The organism is Limnohabitans sp. Jir72 (assembly GCF_003063575.1).
Taxonomy (GTDB): Bacteria; Pseudomonadota; Gammaproteobacteria; order Burkholderiales; family Burkholderiaceae_C; genus Limnohabitans_A.
Genome location: NZ_NESC01000011.1, coordinates 14,423 through 36,673, shown reverse-complemented (window position 1 = coordinate 36,673; position 22,251 = coordinate 14,423). Strand labels below are relative to the sequence as shown.

At 61.2% G+C, this 22,251-nt stretch carries 15 protein-coding genes and 1 pseudogene; 8 read left to right on the top strand and 8 right to left on the bottom strand.

Going from position 1 to position 22,251, the window contains the following annotated elements:
* Positions 1-5: 5 nt before the first annotated feature.
* Positions 6-1,004, bottom strand: a complete 999-nt coding sequence (locus B9Z52_RS14635; protein ID WP_233251974.1) for a polysaccharide biosynthesis/export family protein — start codon at positions 1,002-1,004, stop codon at positions 6-8.
* Here B9Z52_RS14635 and B9Z52_RS14630 point away from each other — a divergent pair.
* From B9Z52_RS14630 to B9Z52_RS14605, 6 genes and pseudogenes are all read left to right on the top strand, one after another.
* Positions 951-1,997: pseudogene (locus tag B9Z52_RS14630) on the top strand (fumarylacetoacetate hydrolase family protein); the annotation flags it as partial. The gene B9Z52_RS14635 and the pseudogene B9Z52_RS14630 overlap by 54 nt on opposite strands.
* Before the next feature lie 64 nt (positions 1,998-2,061).
* On the top strand, positions 2,062-2,412 hold the full coding sequence (locus B9Z52_RS14625; RefSeq protein ID WP_090142059.1) for an FKBP-type peptidyl-prolyl cis-trans isomerase: 351 nt from the start codon (positions 2,062-2,064) through the stop codon (positions 2,410-2,412).
* Positions 2,413-2,504: 92 nt separating this feature from the next.
* The gene (grpE, locus tag B9Z52_RS14620) at positions 2,505-3,053 is read left to right on the top strand and encodes a nucleotide exchange factor GrpE (protein WP_108414594.1); all 549 of its coding nucleotides are present in this window, start codon (positions 2,505-2,507) and stop codon (positions 3,051-3,053) included.
* 187 nt (positions 3,054-3,240) lie between these two features.
* Positions 3,241-5,160, top strand: coding sequence for a molecular chaperone DnaK (gene dnaK / locus B9Z52_RS14615; protein ID WP_108414593.1), 1,920 nt, complete (start codon positions 3,241-3,243; stop codon positions 5,158-5,160).
* Positions 5,161-5,264: 104 nt separating this feature from the next.
* A complete protein-coding gene (dnaJ, locus tag B9Z52_RS14610) occupies positions 5,265-6,401 on the top strand; it encodes a molecular chaperone DnaJ (protein ID WP_108414592.1) in 1,137 nt (378 codons plus the stop codon).
* A gap of 274 nt (positions 6,402-6,675) precedes the next feature.
* Positions 6,676-8,040 carry an MBL fold metallo-hydrolase RNA specificity domain-containing protein gene (locus tag B9Z52_RS14605; RefSeq protein ID WP_108414649.1) on the top strand — a complete coding sequence of 455 codons (1,365 nt, stop codon included), beginning with the start codon at positions 6,676-6,678 and terminating at the stop codon, positions 8,038-8,040.
* Positions 8,041-8,180: 140 nt separating this feature from the next.
* Here B9Z52_RS14605 and B9Z52_RS14600 read toward each other — a convergent pair whose 3' ends face one another.
* Positions 8,181-8,645, bottom strand: a complete 465-nt coding sequence (locus B9Z52_RS14600) for a DUF1854 domain-containing protein (RefSeq protein WP_108414591.1) — start codon at positions 8,643-8,645, stop codon at positions 8,181-8,183.
* A complete protein-coding gene (locus B9Z52_RS14595) occupies positions 8,642-10,936 on the bottom strand; it encodes an ABC transporter ATP-binding protein (RefSeq protein ID WP_108414590.1) in 2,295 nt (764 codons plus the stop codon). Before B9Z52_RS14595 ends, B9Z52_RS14600 begins: the two co-directional genes overlap by 4 nt.
* Positions 10,937-11,112: 176 nt before the next feature.
* On the opposite strand from B9Z52_RS14595, the gene cphA (B9Z52_RS14590) reads away from it, so the two are divergent.
* Together cphA (B9Z52_RS14590) and cphA (B9Z52_RS14585) are read left to right on the top strand one after the other, a co-directional pair.
* The gene (cphA, locus tag B9Z52_RS14590; RefSeq protein ID WP_108414589.1) at positions 11,113-13,284 is read left to right on the top strand and encodes a cyanophycin synthetase; all 2,172 of its coding nucleotides are present in this window, start codon (positions 11,113-11,115) and stop codon (positions 13,282-13,284) included.
* A gap of 34 nt (positions 13,285-13,318) precedes the next feature.
* Positions 13,319-15,889, top strand: coding sequence for a cyanophycin synthetase (cphA, locus tag B9Z52_RS14585; RefSeq protein WP_108414588.1), 2,571 nt, complete (start codon positions 13,319-13,321; stop codon positions 15,887-15,889).
* 27 nt (positions 15,890-15,916) lie between these two features.
* Here the strand turns inward: cphA (B9Z52_RS14585) and B9Z52_RS14580 are convergent, their stop codons facing one another.
* The 5 genes from B9Z52_RS14580 to B9Z52_RS14560 all read right to left on the bottom strand — a co-directional run bounded on the left by B9Z52_RS14580 (position 15,917) and on the right by B9Z52_RS14560 (position 22,118).
* Positions 15,917-17,080 carry an acyltransferase gene (locus tag B9Z52_RS14580; protein ID WP_199222113.1) on the bottom strand — a complete coding sequence of 388 codons (1,164 nt, stop codon included), beginning with the start codon at positions 17,078-17,080 and terminating at the stop codon, positions 15,917-15,919.
* Complete coding sequence (locus B9Z52_RS14575) at positions 17,077-18,030, bottom strand: nitronate monooxygenase family protein (protein ID WP_108414587.1); 954 nt, start codon at positions 18,028-18,030, stop codon at positions 17,077-17,079. The genes B9Z52_RS14580 and B9Z52_RS14575 overlap by 4 nt, the downstream gene beginning before the upstream one ends.
* A 369-nt stretch (positions 18,031-18,399) precedes the next feature.
* Positions 18,400-20,223, bottom strand: coding sequence for an acyl-CoA dehydrogenase (locus tag B9Z52_RS14570; RefSeq protein WP_108414586.1), 1,824 nt, complete (start codon positions 20,221-20,223; stop codon positions 18,400-18,402).
* A 75-nt stretch (positions 20,224-20,298) separates the two neighbouring features.
* Positions 20,299-21,231, bottom strand: coding sequence for an electron transfer flavoprotein subunit alpha/FixB family protein (locus B9Z52_RS14565; RefSeq protein WP_108414648.1), 933 nt, complete (start codon positions 21,229-21,231; stop codon positions 20,299-20,301).
* Between the two features lie 131 nt (positions 21,232-21,362).
* A complete protein-coding gene (locus B9Z52_RS14560; RefSeq protein WP_108414585.1) occupies positions 21,363-22,118 on the bottom strand; it encodes an electron transfer flavoprotein subunit beta/FixA family protein in 756 nt (251 codons plus the stop codon).
* Positions 22,119-22,251: the final 133 nt, after the last annotated feature.

Sequence of the window (22,251 nt, the reverse complement as noted above, 5' to 3'; positions counted from 1 at the left end):
CGGTTTCAGTTGCCCGTGGCGGTGCGGGTGGTGGTCACGGCTTGGGCACTTGGAAGAATCAGGCTGATCACTCTGTTCCAGCGAACAAGTGACACGGGATCGACGTAAACGACGTCCCGCGCTTGCAGCTCGAACCCTTCGGCCAAGACGTAAGCCAGGGGACTTTTGGCATCGAGGTGATAAATCTCCGGCTGATCGGACTTGGCCGTGCGCACCACATAGATTTGCCGCGGGTCAGCAGAGTTGGGATTGATGCCACCGGCCTCACCAAGGGCCTCATTCAGTGTCAGTCGGCCGTTGCGCAGGAATTGGGTCATCGGGCGCAGCACTTCCCCAATCACAAAGACTTTGGCATCTTCACGCCCCAGCACACGAACAAGGTCACCGTTGCTCAGCAGAATTTGCGCCGGATTGACACCCTTGGCAGTCAACAAGGGCAAATTCACCGTGGCAGTTTTGCCGTTGCGGGTGATGACAATGGCGGCCCGGTCGGCCAGTGGTGTGAAGCCGCCTGCACGGCCCAGCGCCTCGGGCAGGGTCATGGGGATGTCGTTGACGGCTTGCAGACCAGGGTTGCGGACTTCACCATCAATGTAAACACGGCCGCTGCGGTAGGACTGCACGCGCAGGGTGATTTCCGGGTTTTTGATGGTTTTGGCCAATTGCTTGGTCAGCAGGTCGCGGGCCTGGTATTCGGTCAGTCCGGCCAGTTTGATGCTGCCCACGTAGGGGAACTGGATCAGCCCTTCCGGGTTGACGTTGTAGCCGTTGCCCACCGAAGAGGCGGTGGCTGCGGCATCGCTGCCCACCGTGGCCACGGCTCCTGCAGGGGCAATGGCCAGTTCGGGGTGATCCCACACCACGATGTTGAGGATGTCGCCAGACCCGATCACATAAGGTTTGGCCGTATCAAAAAGGGACCTGACTTCGGCAGAAACATCCCCCTGGAAGCCAGCACTTGCAGCGCTTTGCTCGAACTGCCCGACGTGGCAAGCCGGGTGCACGCATGGATCGATGATGGTCGCGCTGCACGTCTGGCCCATACCTCTCAAGCACTGGCCAACAGCGCTGAAGCCCAACGCCAAAGCGAGCAGCCTTGGTTCATGGCGCCTTGCGACCTGCAGGCCATCAAAGCCGCGGGCGTGACCTTTGTGGCCAGCATGCTCGAGCGCGTGATCGAAGAACAAGCCCGTGGCGACGCCAGCAAGGCCGAAGCCGTGCGCCAGGCGGTGGTGGCCGTGATTGGCGATAACCTGCGCAGTGTCAAACCCGGCTCGCCCGAGTCGGCCAAGCTCAAAGAGGTCTTGCTGGCGCAGGGCATGTGGTCGCAATACCTGGAGGTGGGCATTGGCCCTGACGCCGAAATTTTCACCAAGTCGCAGCCCATGAGCGCCATCGGCACGGGTGCCTTGGCGGGCATCCACCCTGGCAGCCAATGGAACAACCCCGAGCCCGAAGTGGTGCTGGCCGTCAACTCGCGTGGCGAGGTGGTCGGTGCCAGCCTGGGCAACGACGTGAACCTGCGCGACTTTGAAGGCCGCAGCGCCCTGCTGCTGGGCAAAGCCAAGGACAACAACGCCAGCTGCGCCATCGGCCCCTTCATCCGCTTGTTTGACGCGCACTTTGGCATCGACGATGTGCGCCAGTGCGAGCTGAGCCTGAAAGTGCAAGGTCCCGAGGGCTTTGTCATGCAAGGCAGCAGTTCACTGAGCCAGATCAGCCGCGACCCACTGGACCTGGTGGGCCAGGCCATGGGCCCTTGCCACCAGTACCCGGACGGCATGATGCTGTTTTTGGGCACCATGTTCGCGCCCACGCAAGACCGGCATGGCCCCGGCCAGGGCTTCACCCATGTGGTGGGCGATGTGGTGAGTGTCTCGACGCCCCAACTGGGCACCTTGAGCAACACCATCACCACCTCGGACCAAGCCCCTCCTTGGACTTATGGCGTCAGCGCCTTGGTGCGCGATCTGGCTCGGCGGGGCCTGCTGGCATAATTTTGGGTTTTCGCACACCGTGTGGCCGTCTTTTCAGGCCGCACGCATTCACAGAAAGCTCACCATGAACACCACCCCCTCCGGCCTGCAATACGAAGACACCGTCGTTGGCGAAGGCGCTGAAGCCACCAAAGGCCAGGACGTCACCGTGCACTACACCGGCTGGCTCTACAAAGACGGCCAGCAAGGTGCCAAGTTCGATTCGAGCCGTGACCGCCGCGACCCCTTTGTGTTCCCCTTGGGCGCAGGCATGGTCATCAAGGGCTGGGACGAAGGCGTGGCCGGCATGAAAGTGGGCGGTCAGCGCACCCTGATCATTCCTTCAGAACTGGGCTATGGCGCTCGCGGCGCTGGCGGCGTGATCCCAGCGAACGCCACCTTGAAATTTGACGTGGAATTGTTGGCGCTGAACTGAGCGCCCGCCCCTTGGGCGATTTTTGTCTCTTGAAATTCCTACCCAGAACCCCTACTTACAAGGGGTTCATTTCTTTTTTGCGGACATTTTTCATGTCAGAAGCCAATCAAAACCCCGAAAACACACCTTTGACCGAAGAGGAACTGGCTGCCGCTGCGGCCATGGCCCCCACCGACCCGCTGGCTGACGCCCAAGCTGAATTGGCCAACCTGAAGGCTCAAAACGCCGATCTGGCCGACCAGTACTTGCGTGCTCAGGCCGATGTGCAAAACGCACGCCGCCGCGCGGACGACGAAATCAGCAAGGCACGCAAGTTCGCCGTGGAAGGCTTTGCCGACAGCTTGCTGCCCGTGCTGGACAGCCTGGAAGCCGGTCTGGCCATCCCGAACGCCACGCTGGAACAAATCCGCGAAGGCTCTGAGGCCACCCTGCGCCAGCTCAAGAGCGCGTTGGAGCGCAACAAAGTGGTCGAGATCGCCCCGCCTGCGGGCACCAAGTTCGATCCGCACCACCACCAGGCCATCAGCGTGGTGCCTGCAGACCAAGAAGCCAACACCGTGGTCTCGGTGCTGCAAAAGGGCTACCTGATCGCCGAGCGCGTGCTGCGCCCGGCCCTGGTGACGGTCACCGCCCCCAAATAAAGCCAATTGCTGTAGGAGCCCACCCCGTGGGCGATGATTTTCAGGGTGTGTACCACGCCCATCGCCCACGGGGTGGGCTCCTACAAAAACAACACAAAACCTTTTTTGGCGTGTGGGGACTTGAAAAGTTTCCACCCCACCCCACCTGCAGAACATCTGCACTTTCACTGAATTTTGGAGAATCAACATGGGAAGAATCATCGGTATTGACTTGGGCACCACCAACTCGTGCGTGGCCATCATGGAAGGCAACACCACCAAGGTGATTGAGAACGCCGAAGGCGCTCGCACCACGCCTTCGATCATTGCTTACCAAGAAGACGGCGAGATCCTGGTCGGCGCATCGGCCAAGCGCCAAGCGGTCACCAACCCCCGCAACACCCTGTACGCGGTCAAGCGCCTGATCGGTCGCAAGTTCGCCGAAAAAGAAGTCCAAAAAGACATCGATTTGATGCCTTACACCATTGCCAAAGCCGACAACGGCGACGCTTGGGTGGAGGTGCGTGGCCAGAAAATGGCGCCACCTCAAATCAGCGCTGAAATCTTGCGCAAGATGAAGAAAACCGCCGAAGACTACCTCGGCGAAGAAGTGACCGAGGCCGTCATCACCGTGCCCGCTTACTTCAACGACGCACAGCGCCAGGCCACCAAAGACGCAGGCCGCATTGCCGGTCTGGACGTCAAGCGCATCATCAACGAGCCGACCGCTGCCGCTTTGGCCTTCGGTCTGGACAAGAACGAAAAGGGCGACCGCAAGATCGCCGTCTATGACCTGGGTGGCGGCACGTTTGACGTGTCCATCATCGAGATCGCCGACGTCGATGGCGAGAAGCAATTCGAAGTGCTGTCCACCAACGGTGACACCTTCCTGGGCGGCGAAGACTTCGACCAGCGCATCATCGACTTCATCATCTCCGAATTCAAGAAAGAGTCCGGCGTCGATCTGGCCAAAGACGTGTTGGCCCTGCAGCGCCTGAAAGAAGCCGCTGAAAAAGCCAAGATCGAGCTGTCCAGCTCGGCCTCGACCGACGTCAACCTGCCTTACATCACGGCTGACGCCACAGGCCCCAAACACCTGAACGTCAAGCTGACCCGCGCCAAGCTGGAGCAGTTGGTGGAAGAGCTGATCGAGCGCACCATCGCCCCTTGCCGCATGGCCATCAAGGACGCTGGTGTGTCGGTCTCCGACATCCATGACGTGATCTTGGTCGGCGGCATGTCCCGCATGCCCAAGGTGCAGGAAAAGGTCAAAGAGTTCTTCGGCCAAGAACCCCGCAAAGACGTGAACCCTGACGAAGCCGTGGCCGTGGGCGCTGCCATCCAGGGCCAGGTGTTGTCGGGCGACCGCAAGGACGTGCTGCTGCTGGACGTGACCCCATTGAGCTTGGGCATCGAGACCATGGGCGGCATCATGACCAAGATGATCACCAAGAACACGACCATCCCGACCAAGTTTGCACAGACTTTCTCGACCGCCGAAGACAACCAGCCGGCCGTGACCATCAAGGTGTTCCAAGGCGAGCGTGAGATCGCCAGCGGCAACAAGGCCTTGGGCGAGTTCAACCTCGAAGGCATTCCACCCGCATCGCGTGGCACGCCCCAGATCGAAGTGTCTTTTGACATCGATGCCAACGGCATCTTGCATGTGGGTGCCAAAGACAAAGGCACTGGCAAGGAAAACAAGATCACCATCAAGGCCAACTCGGGTCTGTCGGAAGAAGAAATCCAGCAGATGGTGAAAGACGCCGAGCTGAACGCTGCCGAAGACAAGAAAAAGCTCGAACTGGTGCAGGCCCGCAACTCCGGCGAAGCCGCTGTCCACAGCGTCAAGAAGAGCTTGACCGAGCACGGCGACAAGATCGAAGCGGCTGAAAAAGAAGCCATCGAAGCAGCCGCCAAGGACCTGGAAGAAGTTTTGAAAGGCGAAGACAAAGACGCCATCGAAGCCAAAACCGAAGCGCTGATGACCGCCAGCCAGAAGCTGGGCGAGAAGGTCTATGCCGAGATGCAGGCGCAACAAGCCGCTGCGGGCGCAGGTGCTGCAGAAGCCAAGCCCCAGGACGACAACGTCGTGGACGCTGAAGTCAAGGAAGTCAAAAAGGGCTGATACCCCTCCTCTTCTGCGGCCACCGGCCGCAGTCCCGCCGCGCAAGCTGGTTCAGCCCCCTGAATCGCCTTCGCGGCGTTCTTGTTCTAACGGTTTGATTGCACATGGCCAAACGAGATTTTTACGAAGTGCTGGGCGTTGCCAAAAACGCCTCGGACGAAGACATCAAGAAGTCCTATCGCAAGCTGGCGATGAAGTTCCACCCTGACCGCAATCAGGGAGATGCCGCCAAGGACGCCGAAGCCAAGTTCAAAGAGGTCAAAGAGGCCTACGAGATGCTGTCGGACCCGCAAAAACGTGCGGCCTATGACCAGCACGGCCACGCCGGTGTGGACCCCAATATGCGCGGCGGTGCCGAAGGCTTTGGCGGTGGCTTCGGCGATGCGTTTGGCGACATCTTTGGCGACATCTTTGGCGGCCAGGGCCGCGGTGGGCGTGGCGGTGGCCGTCAGGTCTTCCGTGGCGCCGACCTGAGCTACGCGATGGAGATCACGCTTGAAGAAGCGGCCAACGGCAAAGACTCGCAGCTGCGCATTCCCGGCTGGGACGAGTGCGACACCTGCCACGGCAGCGGTGCCAAACCCGGCACCAGCGCCAAGACTTGCTCCACCTGCCACGGCCAAGGCCAAGTGCAAATGCGCCAGGGCTTTTTCAGCGTGCAGCAAACCTGCCCGCACTGCCGAGGCACTGGCAAGATCATCCCCGAGCCTTGCACCAGCTGCCAGGGTCAGGGCAAGATCAAGAAACAAAAAACGCTGGAAGTCAAAATTCCGGCCGGCATCGACGACGGCATGCGCATCCGCAGCGCGGGCAATGGCGAGCCCGGTAGCAATGGCGGACCACCGGGCGACTTGTTCATCGAGATCCGCATCAAGAAGCATTCGATTTTTGAGCGCGATGGCGATGACCTGCATTGCGCCGTGCCGATCAGCTTCAGCAAAGCCGCTTTGGGCGGTGAGATCGAAGTGCCCACCCTGGGCGGCAAAGCGGCCATCGACATCCCCGAAGGCACACAAACCGGCAAGCAGTTCCGCATCCGAGGCAAAGGCATCAAGGGCGTGCGCGGCAGCTACCCCGGCGATCTGTACTGCCACATCACCGTCGAGACCCCGGTCAAGCTCACCGAGCACCAAAAGAAATTGCTCAAGGAGTTTGAGGAGTCCCTGCAAAAAGGTGGCGGCAAACACCAGCCTTCTGGCGAAGGCTGGACGGACAAACTCAAGGGCTTCTTCGGCGGCTGAGGTCAGCAAAGCGCCATCGCAGCGCGGGTGCCGCTCCCACAATGAAAGGCCCCGCCTTTTGTAGGAGCCCACCCCGTGGGCGATGCGCTTGGCACAAGCCCTGCAGCCCATCGCCCACAGGGTGGGCTCCTACAAAAAATACACGCGTGGCTGACCAACACCGGCAAGGCCATCCTGATGGGGCCATGTCAATATGCAAGCGAACTGAACGAATCGAGAGGCTGTTTGACTTGCGTCAAGCAGCCTTTTTTCTTTGGCGATCACCATGCAAGGCATGACTGCCACCATCACCTTCCTCGGCGGAGCCGACACCGTCACAGGCTCCAAGTACCTGATCGAGCACGAGGGCCAGCGCTTGCTGGTCGATTGCGGCTTGTTCCAGGGCTACAAACAACTGCGCCTGCGCAACTGGAATCCCTTGCCAGTGGCCCCGGAGCAAATCAATGCGGTGATCCTGACCCACGCGCACCTGGACCACAGCGGCTACCTTCCCTTGCTGGTCAAGCAAGGCTTCAAAGGGCGTGTGCATGCCACCTCGGGCACCTGCGATCTGGCGGCCATCTTGCTGCCCGACAGCGGGCACATCCAGGAGGAAGACGCTTTCTTTGCCAACCGACATGGCTTTTCAAAACATGCCCCCGCTCTGCCGCTTTACACCAAGCAAGAGGCTGTTGACAGTTTGAAACACCTGCACGCCGAGCGACAGGACGAATGGTTTGAGCCCATCCCTGGATGGAAGGCCCGCTTTCAGCCCGCCGGGCACATCCTCGGTGCGGCCAGCTTGCTGCTGGATGTGGCCGGGCGGCGCATCTTGTTCTCGGGCGACTTGGGCCGTCCTGATGATCCGCTCATGAACCCGCCCGAGCCGCCGCCGCAGGCCGACACGGTGCTGATCGAGTCCACCTATGGTGACCGCCAGCATCCCAAGGAAAAACTGTTTGCCGAACTTGGCCCTTTGTTGCACAAGCTGGCCGCACGGGGCGGTGTGGCGGTGGTGCCGGTGTTTGCCGTAGGGCGTGCGCAGGCGGTGTTGCACACGATTGCACAGCTCAAAGCAGCAGGTGAAATCCCACACGGTTTGCCGATTTTTCTGGACAGCCCCATGGCCATCCACACCACCGCCTTGTTTGCCAAACACCCGGGCGAGCACCGCCTGAGCGACCAGGAAGTGCACAACATGGACCATGTGGCCACCATGCTGGAGACGCCGGAGCAATCGAAGTCACTGGCCAAACGCCATGGCCCCATGGTCATCCTGGCGGCCAGCGGCATGGCCACCGGCGGGCGCGTGCTGCACCACTTGGCCCAGTACGCGGGCGATCACCGCAACATGATCATCCTGACGGGCTACCAAGCCCCCGGCACGCGCGGTGCCTGGCTGGCTGGGGGCAGCCACACCATCCGCATCCATGCCCAAGATGTGGCGGTACGCGCCGAGGTGGTGCAGATCGAATCGGCGTCTGCCCACGCCGATGCCAACCAGTTGCTCAGCTGGCTGCACAAAATGCCCTGCGCGCCCGATCAGGTGTATGTGGTGCACGGCGAACGCGAAGCGTCCGACATGCTGCGCCAGCGCATCGAGCACGAGATCAAGTGGCGGGCGGTGGTGCCTGAGCACGGCTCGGTCTGGCCTTTGTAGTGCCAAAACATGCCGCCTTTGGCTAAGACAGCTCGTCGGACCTGCTGGTCTGACCTGCGGGGAGAATCGTCTTGTCGGCGGCTTCAGCCCGGACGTGCAGCCTTCGTCCAAACCACCCATGTCGGAGCTGAAGCTCTGACCTACAGGAAGCGGTCGAGCAGTTTGCGCGAGTGTTTGTCCATGCCCGCCAGGTCGCGGATCATGTACTGCACGCCATCGGCATCGTTGATGAGCAGCACGGTGCCGGTCAGGCGGCGGATGTCTTCCTCGCCTTTGAGCAAGAACTGCGTGCTGCCCCGGTTGGTCACCACCGACCAGGTGCTGGGCGTGGCAAAGCTGCTGACGCCTTCAAGCTTTTCGATCACCGGCAGGAACTCCCGCTCGGTCAGGGCCTGCATCACTTGGGCGCGCATTGCAGGCACCAGTTGCGCCAACTGTTCGATCCAGAGCAGTTCATGGCCCTCGGCGTCCATGAGGGCCACGCCGCCGTCAGGGTCTGTGACCGGGTAGGCGCGAATCGCGGTCACGGGCGTGTAGCGCGTGCCGTCGGCCAGCACCAAAGTCCAGCGGCCAAAGGCATCGCGTTGCAAGTCGAATGCGTTCATGCGCTCACCTTTTGTTCTTCTGTGCTGCCACCCAAGACCGCTTCGGCTTCGGCTTGGCGCTGCTGCGCTTCGTACAGACGCCAGTAAGCGCCTTGGGCTTCGATCAGCTGGTCGTGGGAGCCTTCTTCGACCACCACGCCCTTGTCCATGACCACCAAGCGGTCGGCTTTGCGCAAGGTCGACAGGCGGTGCGCGATGGCGATGGTGGTGCGACCGCGCACCAGGTTGTCCAGGGCGCGCTGGATTTCTTTTTCGGTCTCGGTGTCCACCGCCGAGGTGGCCTCGTCCAGAATCAAAATGCGCGGGTTGATCAGCAAAGCTCGTGCAATCGAGATGCGCTGGCGCTCACCGCCCGACAGGCCCTGCCCTCGCTCACCCACCAGCGAGTCGTAACCCTGCGGCATGCGCAAGATGAATTCATGGGCGTGCGCGGCGCGGGCGGCGGCCACGATGTCTTCGCGGGTCGCACTGGGTTTGCCGTAAGCGATGTTGTCGGCGATCGTTCCGAAGAACAGGAAAGGCTCCTGCAAGACCAGGCCGATCTGGCTGCGGTAGTCGGAAATTTTGAGCTGGCGGATGTCGGTGCCATCCAGCTCGATCGCGCCTTCGGTCAGGTCATAAAAGCGGCAGATCAGGTTGACCAGCGTGCTTTTGCCCGAGCCGCTGTGGCCCACCAGGCCGATCATCTGACCGGGCTGGATGTCCAGATTGAGCTGACGGATCACGGCGCGGTTGCCGTAGCGGAAACCCGCGTCGCGCACCGTGATGCGGCCTTGCACCGGCGGCAGCGGCAAAGGGTTCACCGGCTCGGGCACGCTGGAGACGTGGTCCAGGATGTCAAAGATGCGCTTGGCGCCCGAGGCGGCTTTTTGCGTGTGCGAGACGATGCGGCTCATCGTGTCCAGACGGCCATAAAAACGGCCGATGTAGGCCAGGAAAGCGGTCAGCACACCGACGGTGATTTGGTCGTCCGAGACCAGCCAGATGCCAAAGCCCCAGACCACCAGCAGGCCCACTTCGGTCATCAACGTGACGGTGGGTGAAAACAAGGCCCAGACGCGGTTGAGTCGGTCATTGACCATCAGGTTGTGGCGGTTGGCGTCCTTGAACCGGGTGGCTTCACGGTCTTCTTGAGCAAAAGCCTTGACCACGCGGATACCGGGAATCGTGTCGGCCAGCACATTGGTCACTTCGGCCCAGACGCGGTCGATTTTTTCAAAGCCGGTGCGCAGGCGCTCACGCACCACATGGATCAACCAGCCGATGAAGGGCAGCGGCAGCAAAGTCACCATGGCCAAGGTGGGGTTGATGGTGAACAGTATGACCGCCGTCATCAGGATCATCAGCACGTCGGTGGCAAAGTCCAGCAGGTGCAAGGACAGGAACACGTTGATGCGGTCGGTCTCGTTGCCGATGCGCGCGATCAGGTCACCGGTGCGGCGGTCGCCAAAGTATTCCAGCGAGAGCTTGAGCAAATGCTCGTAAGTGCTGGTGCGCAGGTCGGCACCAATGCGCTCGGACACCAGCGCCAGGATGTAGGTCTTGGCCCAGCCCAAGCCCCAGGCGAGCAAAGCGGCGCCCAGCAAGCCCAGCAGGTACATGGACACCAAGCCCGGGTCAATCGCCTTGCCGTTCTGGTAAGGGATCAGGATGTCGTCCATCAGCGGCATGGTCAGGTAAGGCGGCACCAGGGTCGCCGCCGTGGCCGCCAAAGTCAGCACAAAACCTGCCAGCAAGGAGCCCTGGTAGGGCCTGGCAAAGCGCCACAGCTTGAACAAGGTCCAGGTGGAGGGTGGTGCCAGGTCTTCACGGCCGCAGCTGGGGCACTCGTCATCGTCCTCACGCATGACCGCCTGACACACCGGGCAGACCGAGACCGCCAAGGCTTTTTGCAAAGGACGGCCATCACCGGCCAGTTGGGCCATCTGGTTTTCAAACTGGCTGACCCAGCGGGCAACAGCTGATTGCAAACCCAAGGTAAAGCGCCAGACTGCCAAACGGCCAATGGATGAGGCCAACTCCAAAGTCCCCACACCCGCATGGTCACTCAGTTTCAGAGTCAAATCGCTCTGCAAAAGCCAGCTTTGCCAACTTTTTTCTGCGTCACCGGGCGATAAAACCCGCCGATCGGTCAAAATAATGACATTTTTAGCAAACAGCAGTTCCCCGTCGAGGTCAACCTCCAGCCAGGCTGAAACGTTTTCTTCTGATTGAAGGTGCGCAGAAACCTCGGCCTGCCAAGCGTCCGGAACCACCGAACGCGGCAAAACTGAAGAAGTTGTTGGAGTCATGAAGGTGAACCGCTAAGAGCCCGACGCGCCAATTTGGCTAGCCGAAAAAAACAACCATTGATTTGGCCAAAGACTGCAACAAAACTGCGCATGTATTTTTTGAATCCTGAGCTTCTTGTACACACTTTGGCCGCTGCCTTGATCGACTGGTCATTGTATCGCTGCCCCATCCATCCATGAGCGCCAAAAACATCCAATTCCTGCGCATGACTTATCTGCGCGGGCCCAACATCTGGACTTACCGCTCGGTCATGGAAGCCTTGATCGACATCGGCGAACTGGAGGATTTCCCCTCCAATTTGCTGCCTGGGTTCAACGACCGACTGAAAACTTGGTTGCCCCAGATGATCGAGCACTACTGCACGCCCGGTGTGCGCGGTGGCTTTTTTCAACGGCTGGACACAGGCACCTGGGCCGGTCACATTCTGGAGCACGTGAGCCTGGAGCTGCAAACCCGTGCGGGCATGTCCATGGGCTTTGGCAAGGCACGCGAAGCCGGGCCACGTGGCGTTTACAAAGTGGTCATCCGCACCGACCACGAAACCGTCGGGCGCACTTCTTTGGAGATGGCCCGCGAGCTGATCTTGGCCGCCATCCACGACACCCCTTATGACGTGCCTGGCGCGATTGCCAAGCTGACCGACTTGGTGGACGCGCTGTATGTGGGCCCCAGCACCGCCAGCATTGTGGAAGCCGCTTACGAGCGCCGCGTGCCCTACATCCGCCTGAATGCGGGCAACTTGGTGCAACTGGGCCACGGTGTGAACCAGCGGCGCATCTGGACGGCCGAGACGGACCGCACCAGTGCCATTGCCGAGGGCATCTCCAAAGACAAAGACCTGACCAAGAACTTGCTGGCCATGTGCGGCGTGCCCGTGCCCGAAGGCCAGGTGGTGGACAGCCCGGCTGCGGCCTGGGCGGCGGCACAAGACATCGGCCTGCCGGTGTGCGTCAAACCCAGCGATGGCAACCGTGCACGCGGTGTGTCTCTGGACCTGAGCACCCAAGCTGACATCGAAGCCGCTTACGCCATTGCGCTGGAGCAAGGCAGCGAAGTCATCGTCGAAAGCTTCATCCGGGGATCCGAACACCGCCTGCTGGTGGTGGGCGACCGCATGGTGGCGGCCAGCCAGGGCGAAACAGCCAGCGTGATCGGCAACGGCCAAAACACCGTGCGTGAATTGGTGGACCTGCAGATCAACGCCGACCCCCGTCGCGGCAGCGACGGCAGCTTGCCGCTGGAACTGGTCAAGCTGCGCGACAACAGCCCCGAAGTGCTGGAGCTGGCCCGCCAGGGCCTGACCCCTGACAGCGTGCCCACATCCGGTCAAACAGTGCTGGTCAAGCGCACCGGCAACATGACCACCGACGTGACCGATGTGGTGCACCCCGATGTGGCGGCCCAAGCCGTGCTGGCCGCCCGCATGGTGGGCCTGGACATCGCAGGCGTGGACGTGGTCACACCAGACATCCGCCAGCCCCTGGGCACCCAGGGCGTGGTGGTCGAAGTCAATGCAGGTCCCAGCTTGCTGATGCACCTGAACCCCGCTGTGGGTCAGCCCCGCACTGTGGGCAAAGCCATTGCCGAACACCTGATTCCGGCCAAGGAAAACGGCCGCATTCCATTGGTCGGCCTGATGGGCGACGGCGACACCACACGCCCAGCCAAACTGATCTCCTGGCTGTTGCACTTGCAGGGCCTCTACACGGGCTTGGCCTGTGCAGATGGCCTCTATATGAACCAGCGCTGCCTGCAAAGCGGGCGAGCCATGGACTTTGAGCAAGCCGAACGCCTGTTGGTCAACCGCTCGGTACAAGCAGCGGTGTTTGAAAGCGATGCCCGCCGTCTGTTGACCCAAGGCCTGCCCTACGACCGTTGCCTGGTGGGCATCGTAACCAGCATGCCCAAGGCCGCGCCGCTGGAAGACCTGTACCCCGGCCCCGACGAAAAGATGCCCGGCTACATCCGCACTCAGATCGATCTGGTGCTGAGCAACGGTTACGCCGTGCTCAACGCAGCCGACGAAGCGGTGGCCGATCTGGCGCAGTACAGCGACGGTGGTGTGATCCTCTATGCACCAGACGAATCCGAATCACGCCTGAATGCCCACCGCGCCGAAGGTGGCCGTGTGGGCTTTTGGCGTGAGGGTCAATTGATTCTGGCCGAAGGCAGCAAAGAGCAAGCCGTGCTGTCGATTCAGCGCCCGGCCGTGGCCCGCCTGCTCAAAACCGACACCCTCAGCCAAAGTGACATGCTGATTGCCGCCTGTGCAGCTTGGGCCATGGACATGGGTGCCGATTTGATCCGCGCCGGCGTCAAGAGCTACGGCCAAACCACTGCCGCCTGACGCGGCCTCATAAGAACAACAGGAACCCATACCCATGGAAGTGTCCCGAATTCGCGCTCTGCGCGGCCCCAATCTGTGGAGCCGCCACACGGCCATTGAAGCCATCATCACCTGCCCAGTGGCCGAGCAAGGCTTGAACGCCCAGCACCCGATCGAGCAGCAACTGCGCCGCATCTTCCCCGAAGTCGGCCCCTTTGACAGCCTGCGCCCCGGGCAGACCATCACCATCGCGCATGCGCTTGAAAAGGTGACCCTGGGCCTGCAAACGCAAGCCGGCTGCCCCATCTCGTTCAGCCGCACCACGCCCACGCAAGAGCCTGGCGTGTACCAAGTGGTCGTTGAATACTCTGAAGAATCTGTGGGCCGTCAAGCCCTGGAACTGGCCGAGCAATTGTGCAAAGCCGCCATCGCTGGCATGGGCTTCGATCTGGAAGCGGCCATTGCCCAACTGCACGAGCTGGACGAAGACGTGCGCCTGGGGCCATCAACTGGCGCCATTGTGGACGCTGCCGTGGCCCGAGGTGTGCCGATTCGCCGCCTGACGGACGGCAGTCTGGTGCAGTTTGGCTGGGGTGCCAAACAGCGCCGCATTCAGGCCGCCGAGATCGACAGCACCAGCGCCATTGCCGAATCGATTGCCCAGGACAAAGACCTCACCAAAAGCCTGCTGCACGCCGCTGGCGTGCCTGTGCCCATGGGCCGCCCTGCCCACAACGTGGAAGAAGCTTGGACCATCGCCCTGGAAGTGGGCCTGCCCGTGGTCGTGAAACCGCAAGACGGCAACCAGGGCAAAGGCGTGTCGGTCAACATCACCGACCGCGCAGCTTTTGACGCCGCCTATGCGACCGCCGTGCGTTATGGCGTGGTGATGGTTGAAAAATTCCTGCCCGGCCACGATTACCGACTGCTGGTGGTGGGCAACAAACTGGTGGCCGCTTCGCGCCGCGAGCCACCCCTGGTGGTGGGCGACGGCAAACACACCGTGCGCCAACTGGTAGACCAGGTCAACGCCGACCCACGCCGGGGCACAGGCCACTCCACGTCGTTGACCAAGATCCGCTTTGACGACATCGCGATTGGCCGTTTGCGCGAGCAGGGCCTGGAGCCCGAGTCTGTGCCCGTCAAGGGCCGCCGCGTCATTCTGCGCAACAACGCCAACCTGTCCACCGGCGGCTCCGCCACCGATGTGACCGACGATGTGCACCCCGAAGTGGCTGCCCGAGTGATCGAGGCCGCCCAAATGGTGGGCCTGGACATCTGCGGTGTGGACGTGGTGTGCGAATCCGTCATGCGCCCACTGGAAGAACAAAACGGCGGCATCGTTGAGGTCAATGCGGCCCCCGGCTTGCGCATGCACATCAGCCCCTCATATGGCAAAGGCCGCGATGTGGGCAAGGCCGTGATCGACCACATGTACCCGAATGGCGACACCGGCCGCGTGCCGGTGATTGCCGTGACCGGGACCAATGGCAAGACCACCACCGTGCGCCTGACCGCGCACTTGCTCAAGGCCCAAGGCCTGCGTGTGGGGATGACCAACACCGATGGCGTTTACGTCAACGGCCGCCAGACCGACTCCGGCGACTGCAGCGGCCCGCGCAGCGCACGCAATGTGCTGATGCATCCCGATGTGGATGCGGCCGTGTTCGAGACCGCCCGTGGCGGCTTGCTGCGCGAAGGCCTGGCCTTTGACCGCTGCAAGGTGGCCATCGTCACCAACATGGGCGCTGGCGACCACTTGGGCCTGAACTACATCACCACGCTGGAAGACCTGTCGGTGCTCAAGCGCGTGATCGTGCTGAACGTGGAGCCCAATGGCATGGCCGTGCTCAACGCCGCTGACCCCGCCGTGGTGTCCATGGCGCACCACTGCCCCGGCGACGTGACCTTTTTCGCACTCGATATGCACCAGCCCGTGCTGGCCGCACACCGCGCCCAAGGCAAGCGGGTCGTCTTCACCGATGACGGTGACATCGTGGCCCAAAAGGGCAAACAGATTTTCCGCATATCGCTGGCGAATGTGCCCTTGACCCGTCAAGGCCAGATCGGCTTTCAAACAGAAAACGTGATGGCCGCGGTGGCCGCAGCCTGGGCCGTGAATGTGCCCTGGGATGCCATTGCACAAGGCCTGTCCACCTTCATCAGCGACATCCAGGGTGTGCCCGGCCGCTTCAACATCTTTGACTACCAAGGCGCCACCCTGATTGCCGATTACGGTCACAACCCCGATGCCATCCAGGCCTTGGTGCAAGCCGTGGACAACATGCCCGCGAAAAAACGCGTGGTGGTGATCAGCGGTGCGGGCGATCGGCGCGACCAAGACATCCGCGATCAAACCGAAATCCTCGGTGCCGCTTTCGACGATGTGTTGCTCTACCAAGACGCCTGCCAACGTGGCCGTGCCGACGGTGAGGTGCTCAAACTGTTGCGCGAAGGCCTTCAAGGCGCCAAACGCACCAGCCATGTGGAAGACATCCAAGGGGAGTTCAATGCCATCGACAAGGCGCTGGCCCGTTTGTCGGACGGTGACCTGTGCCTGATCCTGATCGACCAGGTGGAAGAAGCGCTGGCCTACATCACCGAAAAGGTCAAAGCCACCGCTTGAGCGGGCTTTATCGACGCCTGTTGCCGTTCAGCCGGCAATGGCGTTGATCTTCATGGCCAGCGCCACACTGGCCATGAACACCGCTACCCATGACACCCAGCGCTTCAGGCTGGGCCTCGGTTGCTCCACCCACTTGAACACAAGTGCACCAGCGCACAGCGACAAACCGAAAGAAGCCAACATGCCCAAGCCGTTGGGCCACACTTGTTCGGGCCAGAAATGCGTCACCCCCGCGTTGACCGCCAGGCTCACCGAGAAGTGAATGACAAAAATGGCATACGAACGCTGCGAGAGCCATTGCACAGTCTGCGTCAGTCGGGTGTGTGCACTTGGGGCATCGAGCCACGATTGAGGTGCTCGGGCCAGCAAGGCTGCAACACACAAAGCCGTGGCCAATCGCCAATGGGGGTCCAGCCACCAAGCCAGCACAGCCAAAACCGCAACCAGCGCCCAGGTCTTTCGCGAGAACCCGATGTCTCTGCTCTTGTAAGCCAGGTAACCCAGCCCATAACTGCCATAAAAGTACACCGCGTAATCGTCCAGACTTTCGTTGCCACTCCACCAAAGGAGCGAACCGGCCGTCAACAAAAACCACAAGCGCTGACGCCAGACGGCAGGCACAGCGGCAGTGCCTGCGGCCAATCGCTGGGCCAGCCCAAACACCACCAGGGCTGTGGCATAAAGCTGAAAGTCCATCGCCACATACCAAACGCCTGCCGACAGCGCTTCCATGTTCAACAAATGCTGCGACAAGGCCACGTGGGCCCAAGCTTGCCCCCAAGTGGGCAAGGCCGACAAAGAAGCATGGTCGAATAGAGGGCGGATGACTTCAGACACCAACACCACCACACTCAAAGCAGCCAGCAAAGGCATGGCCAGACGCAAGTAGCGCCTCCACAGCAGCGTCAGACTGCCCGGCACAGTCAGGCTCAAAACTTTGGAAAAACTCGCTGCGGTCAAAAACCCGCCGCAGACCAAAAACATTTGCACCGCCAGTCGGGCACGGTCATACAGCCACTCGATCAGTCCGGGGCAAACTTGCATCATCACATCGGACATCGGCCCATAAAAAGCCAGGTGATGCAGCACAATGAGCACACAGCCCAGCGCCTTGAAGACGTCCAGCAACCAGGCTCGCCCCACGGTGCGCGGGGTGCCTGATTCAGCGACAAGGCGGTCCGTTGAACTCAAAGCGCCAGTCGAGCGCGAGCTGCTTGGTACTCGCGCTTGAATTGGGCCACACGCTCGGCCGTGCTGACCACAGAAGTGATGGAGCCAATGCCCTGACCGCAGCCCCAGATGTCTTTCCAGGCCTTCTTGGCGTCGCCACCAAAGTTCATCTTGCTGGGGTCAGACTCAGGCAAGTTTTCGGGGTCCAAACCGGCCGCACGGATGGAAGGCGCCAGGTAGTTGCCATGCACGCCGGTGAACAAGTTGCTGTAGACCACATCGTCGGAATTGCAATCGACCACGGCTTGTTTGTAGTCTTCAGCGGCGCGGGCTTCGTGTGTGGCAATGAAGGCCGAGCCGATGTAGGCAAAGTCGGCGCCCATGGCCTGCGCGGCCAAAATGGCGTCGCCCGTGGCAATCGAGCCCGACAAGGCCACTGGGCCATCGAACCATTGGCGGATTTCCTGGATCAAGGCGAAGGGGCTTTTAACGCCCGCATGGCCACCGGCGCCCGCAGCGACGGCGATCAGGCCGTCCGCGCCTTTTTCGATCGCCTTGTGGGCAAACTTGTTGTTGATGATGTCGTGCAGCACCACACCGCCATAGCTGTGCGCAGCTTGGTTGATCTCTTCACGCGCACCCAAGGAGGTGATGATGATCGGCACCTTGTACTTCACGCACATGGCCATGTCGTGGTCCAGGCGGTCATTGCTCTTGTGCACGATCTGGTTGATCGCAAAGGGCGCAGCAGGTTTGTCGGGGTTGGCTTTGTTGTACGCGGCGAGGGTCTCGGTGATTTCAGCCAGCCAATCTTCCAGTTGCGCGGCAGGACGGGCATTGAGCGCAGGCATGGAGCCCACGACACCGGCCTTGCACTGCTCGATCACCAGCTTGGGGTTGCTGATGATGAACAAAGGCGAAGCAATGACGGGGAACGGCAGGTTCGCCAGAACGGGGGGCAACTTGGACATGGAGTCTCCTGAAAAATATCGGTCTATTGTGTGAGAACAAGCGCATCAATCGGTGTCGACGCGGCGACAAGGGCGGTGGTGTGGGGGCCACCCACTTAATCAAACCATCGCGCACGGGGTGCGCTCCTACAACAAGATGCCCTGTCTTTCATAGAAACCCGCCCTATGGACGACGGTGCATGGCACACGCCCCATACACCATTCATAAAGAGAAATGCACGCTTGTCGTAGGAGCCCACCCCGTGGGCGATGGGGTGTAGCACACGCCCCATGCACCATTCATAAAGAGAAATGCACACCTTTCGTAGGAGCCCACCCCGTGGGCGATGGGGCGTGTCACACGCCCCGTGCACCATTCACAGTCAGTGGTCAGAACGCGTCCAGCGCCAGCTCGGTCACGCTGCCTGCACCTTCCACGATGCTGTCGCGCATGCCGGGCACTTTGGCCAGGATGTGGTCTGCATAGAAACGCGCCGTGGTGACTTTGGACGCCATGAAAGCCGCGTCTTGTGCTTGCGCCTCGGGCGTCAAAGCCACCAGCAGGGCGCGGCCCATTTGCCAACCGGCCATCAGGTTGCCGGTGAGCATCAGGTAAGGCACGCTGCCTGCGAACACGTCGTTGGGCTTGGCCTTGGTGTTGCCCGCCACGAAGTTGACCACGTCCACAAAGGCTTCGCGGGCGGCCTTCAAACGGCGGGCCATGGCCAGCGCATCGGCGTTGCCCGAGGCAGTGAGCTGCGCCTCGGTTTGGGCCACTTGATCGGCCAGGGCTTTGGCGGTTTGGCCACCGTCGCGCGAGGTCTTGCGGCCCACCAAGTCGTTGGCCTGGATGGCGGTCGTGCCTTCGTAAATGGTCAGGATCTTGGCGTCGCGGTAGTACTGGGCGCAGCCGGTTTCTTCGATGAATCCCATGCCGCCGTGCACCTGCACGCCCAGGCTGGTGACTTCCAGGCTCATCTCGGTGCTGAAGCCTTTGACCAGCGGCACCATGAATTCGTAGAAAGACTGGTTTTGCTTGCGCACCTCGGCATCGGGGTGGTGGTGCGCCGCGTCATAAGCAGCGGCGGCCACAGACGCCAGCGAGCGGCAGCCTTCGGTGTAGGCGCGCATGGTCATGAGCATGCGGCGCACATCGGGGTGGTGAATGATGGGGCCCGCTGCGGGCAAGCTGCCGTCCACCGGGCGGCTTTGCACGCGGTCGCGGGCGTATTGCACGGCATGCTGGTAAGCGCGCTCGGCGATCGAGATGCCCTGCACGCCCACCGCATAGCGGGCGGCGTTCATCATGATGAACATGTACTCAAGGCCACGGTTTTCTTCACCGACCAAAAAGCCCACAGCGCCGGGTCCGGTGCTGTCTGCAATGCTCGCCGCCATGCCGTCGCCGTACTGCAGCACTGCTGTGGGGCTGGCCTTGATGCCCATCTTGTGTTCGATGGAGACGCAATGCACGTCGTTGCGCTCACCCAAAGTGCCATCGCCATTGACCATGAACTTGGGCACCACGAACAAGCTGATGCCCTTGACGCCTTCAGGCGCGCCCTGCACACGGGCCAACACCAGATGGATGATGTTGTCGGCCATGTCGTGCTCACCATAGGTGATGTAGATCTTGGTGCCAAATACTTTGTAGGTGCCGTCGGGCTGGGGCTCGGCGCGGGTGCGCACGGCCGCCAGGTCTGAACCGGCTTGCGGCTCGGTCAGGTTCATGGTGCCGGTCCACTCACCCGAGATGAGTTTTTCAAGGTACTTGGCCTTCATGTCGTCCGAGCCGGCCGTGAGCAAAGCCTCGATGGCACCGTCCGTCAGCATGGGGCACAGGGCAAAGCTCATGTTGGCCGAGTTGAGCATTTCGCCACAAGCTGCACCAATCGTTTTGGGCAAGCCCTGACCGCCAAACTCGGCAGGGTGCTGCAGGCTTTGCCAGCCGCCTTCGGTGAACTGCTTGTAGGCCTGCTTGAAGCCGGGTGTCGTCGTGACCTGGTTGCCGCTGTGGTGGAAAGACGGGTTCTTGTCGCCTTCCCAGTTCAGGGGCGCAATCACTTCCGTGTTGAGCTTGCCGCACTCCTCCAGCACCGCTTGCGCGGTTTCCAAACCGGCGTCTTCAAAGCCGGGAATCTGCGCGATCTGGTCGATGCGGGCCAGGTGCTCGATGTTGAACAGCATGTCCTTGAGGGGTGCGGTGTAGCTCATGAAAGTCTCCGGTAAGTCTGGGTGAGGTTACAAAAAAGGCATCGCGAACGATGCCTTTTGTGAGGTGCTGAAAAATCAGAGTGCCTGGGTCAATTCAGGCACAGCAGCGAACAAATCGGCCTCCAGGCCAAAGTCCGCCACGCTGAAAATCGGCGCTTCAGGGTCCTTGTTGATCGCGACGATCACCTTGGAGTCCTTCATGCCCGCCAAGTGCTGGATCGCGCCCGAGATACCGCAAGCCACATACAACTGAGGCGCGACGATCTTGCCGGTCTGGCCCACTTGCAGGTCGTTGGCGGCGTAGCCCGCGTCCACCGCCGCGCGGCTGGCACCGATGGCCGCACCCAGCTTATCGGCCAGGGGCGTCATCACTTCGTTGAACTTCTCGGCGCTGCCCAAAGCGCGACCACCCGAGACGATGATCTTGGCTGCCGTCAGCTCAGGGCGGTCGTTCTTGGCGATTTCGCTGCGTGTGAAGCTGCTCTTGCCGCTGTCGGCTTGGGCGGCTGCGGCTTCCACAGCGGCGCTGCCACCCGTGGCGGCTGCGGCATCAAAGCCGGTGGTGCGCACGGTGATGACTTTGGTCGCGTCAGCGCTTTGCACCGTGGCGATGGCGTTGCCAGCGTAGATGGGGCGCTCGAAGGTGTCGGCCGAGATGACTTGGGTCACATCGCTGATTTGCGCCACATCGAGTTTGGCTGCCACGCGGGGGGCCACGTTTTTACCAGCCGCAGTGGCGGGGAACAGGATGTGGCTGTAGTTGGCAGCGATGGCCAGCACCTGGGCTGCGACGTTTTCGGCCAGGCCGTGCGCCAGCGCTTCGCTGTCGGCGTGGATCACTTTGGCCACGCCAGCGATTTGTGCTGCGGCGGCAGCGGCGGCAGCGGCGTTGTGGCCAGCGACCAGCACATGCACGTCACCACCGCAAGCGGCAGCGGCCGTGACGGTGTTCAGGGTTGCGCCTTTGATGGAGGCGTTGTCGTGTTCTGCAATGACAAGAGCGGTCATGGTTTGTCCTTTGTTTTTTGTGTAGGAGCCCACCCCTGTGGGCGATGGGGGGTTCGGGCGTATGCCCCTGAGTCAAGCTTCATCGCTCAACACACCATCGCCCACGGGGTGGGCTCCTACAGGGAAATTGTTCAGATGACTTTGGCGACGTTTTTGAGTTTGTCCACCAGGGTGGCGACATCGGGCACCTTGATACCGGCGCTGCGCTTGGCAGGTTCGGTGACCTTCAGGGTTTTGATGCGGGGGGCCACATCGACGCCCAGGTCTTCAGGCTTGAAAATGTCGAGCTGCTTTTTCTTGGCCTTCATGATGTTGGGCAGCGTCACATAACGCGGCTCATTCAAGCGCAGGTCGGTGGTCACCACGGCGGGCAGGCTGATGGACAGCACTTCCAGACCGCCGTCGATCTCGCGGGTCACCTGGGCTTTGCCGTCCACGATCTCGACCTTGGAGGCAAAAGTAGCTTGGGGCAAGTCGGCCAAAGCGGCCAGCATCTGGCCGGTTTGGTTGCAGTCGTCGTCAATGGCTTGCTTGCCCAAGATGATCAGGCCGGGTTGTTCTTTGTCGACCAGGGCCTTGAGCAACTTGGCCACGGCCAAGGGCTGCAAGTCCAGGTCAGCGGGGGTCTCGACCAAAATGCCACGGTCCGCGCCGATGGCCATGGCCGTGCGCAGGGTTTCCTGGCATTGGGCCACGCCGCAAGACACCGCGATCACTTCGGTGGCCAGGCCTTTTTCTTTCAGGCGCACGGCTTCTTCGACGGCGATCTCGTCAAAGGGGTTCATGCTCATCTTGACGTTGGCAATGTCCACGCCGCTGTTGTCGGACTTGACGCGCACTTTGACGTTGTAGTCCACCACCCGTTTCACGGGAACAAGAATTTTCATGAAAGCATCTCCATTGATTGAAATATCTGAGCCGGGGCTGCGCGTCAACAGTTGACGTTACGTAAACGTCAATTGTGCACCAGAACCGCTGAAAGGCCAACTGCCAAGGCTCAAAAAAGAACGGTCGTTCGTA

What these genes read in the sequence shown, in the direction of transcription:
- grpE (WP_108414594.1), top strand. Translation starts at nt 2,505, where the DNA reads ATGTCAGAAGCCAATCAAAACCCCGAAAACACACCTTTGACCGAAGAG.
- cphA (WP_108414589.1), top strand. Translation starts at nt 11,113, where the DNA reads ATGAGCGCCAAAAACATCCAATTCCTGCGCATGACTTATCTGCGCGGG.
- B9Z52_RS14625 (WP_090142059.1), top strand. Translation starts at nt 2,062, where the DNA reads ATGAACACCACCCCCTCCGGCCTGCAATACGAAGACACCGTCGTTGGC.
- cphA (WP_108414588.1), top strand. Translation starts at nt 13,319, where the DNA reads ATGGAAGTGTCCCGAATTCGCGCTCTGCGCGGCCCCAATCTGTGGAGC.
- dnaJ (WP_108414592.1), top strand. Translation starts at nt 5,265, where the DNA reads ATGGCCAAACGAGATTTTTACGAAGTGCTGGGCGTTGCCAAAAACGCC.
- B9Z52_RS14605 (WP_108414649.1), top strand. Translation starts at nt 6,676, where the DNA reads ATGACTGCCACCATCACCTTCCTCGGCGGAGCCGACACCGTCACAGGC.
- B9Z52_RS14600 (WP_108414591.1), bottom strand. Translation starts at nt 8,645, where the DNA reads ATGAACGCATTCGACTTGCAACGCGATGCCTTTGGCCGCTGGACTTTG.
- B9Z52_RS14570 (WP_108414586.1), bottom strand. Translation starts at nt 20,223, where the DNA reads ATGAGCTACACCGCACCCCTCAAGGACATGCTGTTCAACATCGAGCAC.
- B9Z52_RS14560 (WP_108414585.1), bottom strand. Translation starts at nt 22,118, where the DNA reads ATGAAAATTCTTGTTCCCGTGAAACGGGTGGTGGACTACAACGTCAAA.
- B9Z52_RS14565 (WP_108414648.1), bottom strand. Translation starts at nt 21,231, where the DNA reads ATGACCGCTCTTGTCATTGCAGAACACGACAACGCCTCCATCAAAGGC.
- B9Z52_RS14575 (WP_108414587.1), bottom strand. Translation starts at nt 18,030, where the DNA reads ATGTCCAAGTTGCCCCCCGTTCTGGCGAACCTGCCGTTCCCCGTCATT.
- dnaK (WP_108414593.1), top strand. Translation starts at nt 3,241, where the DNA reads ATGGGAAGAATCATCGGTATTGACTTGGGCACCACCAACTCGTGCGTG.
- B9Z52_RS14595 (WP_108414590.1), bottom strand. Translation starts at nt 10,936, where the DNA reads ATGACTCCAACAACTTCTTCAGTTTTGCCGCGTTCGGTGGTTCCGGAC.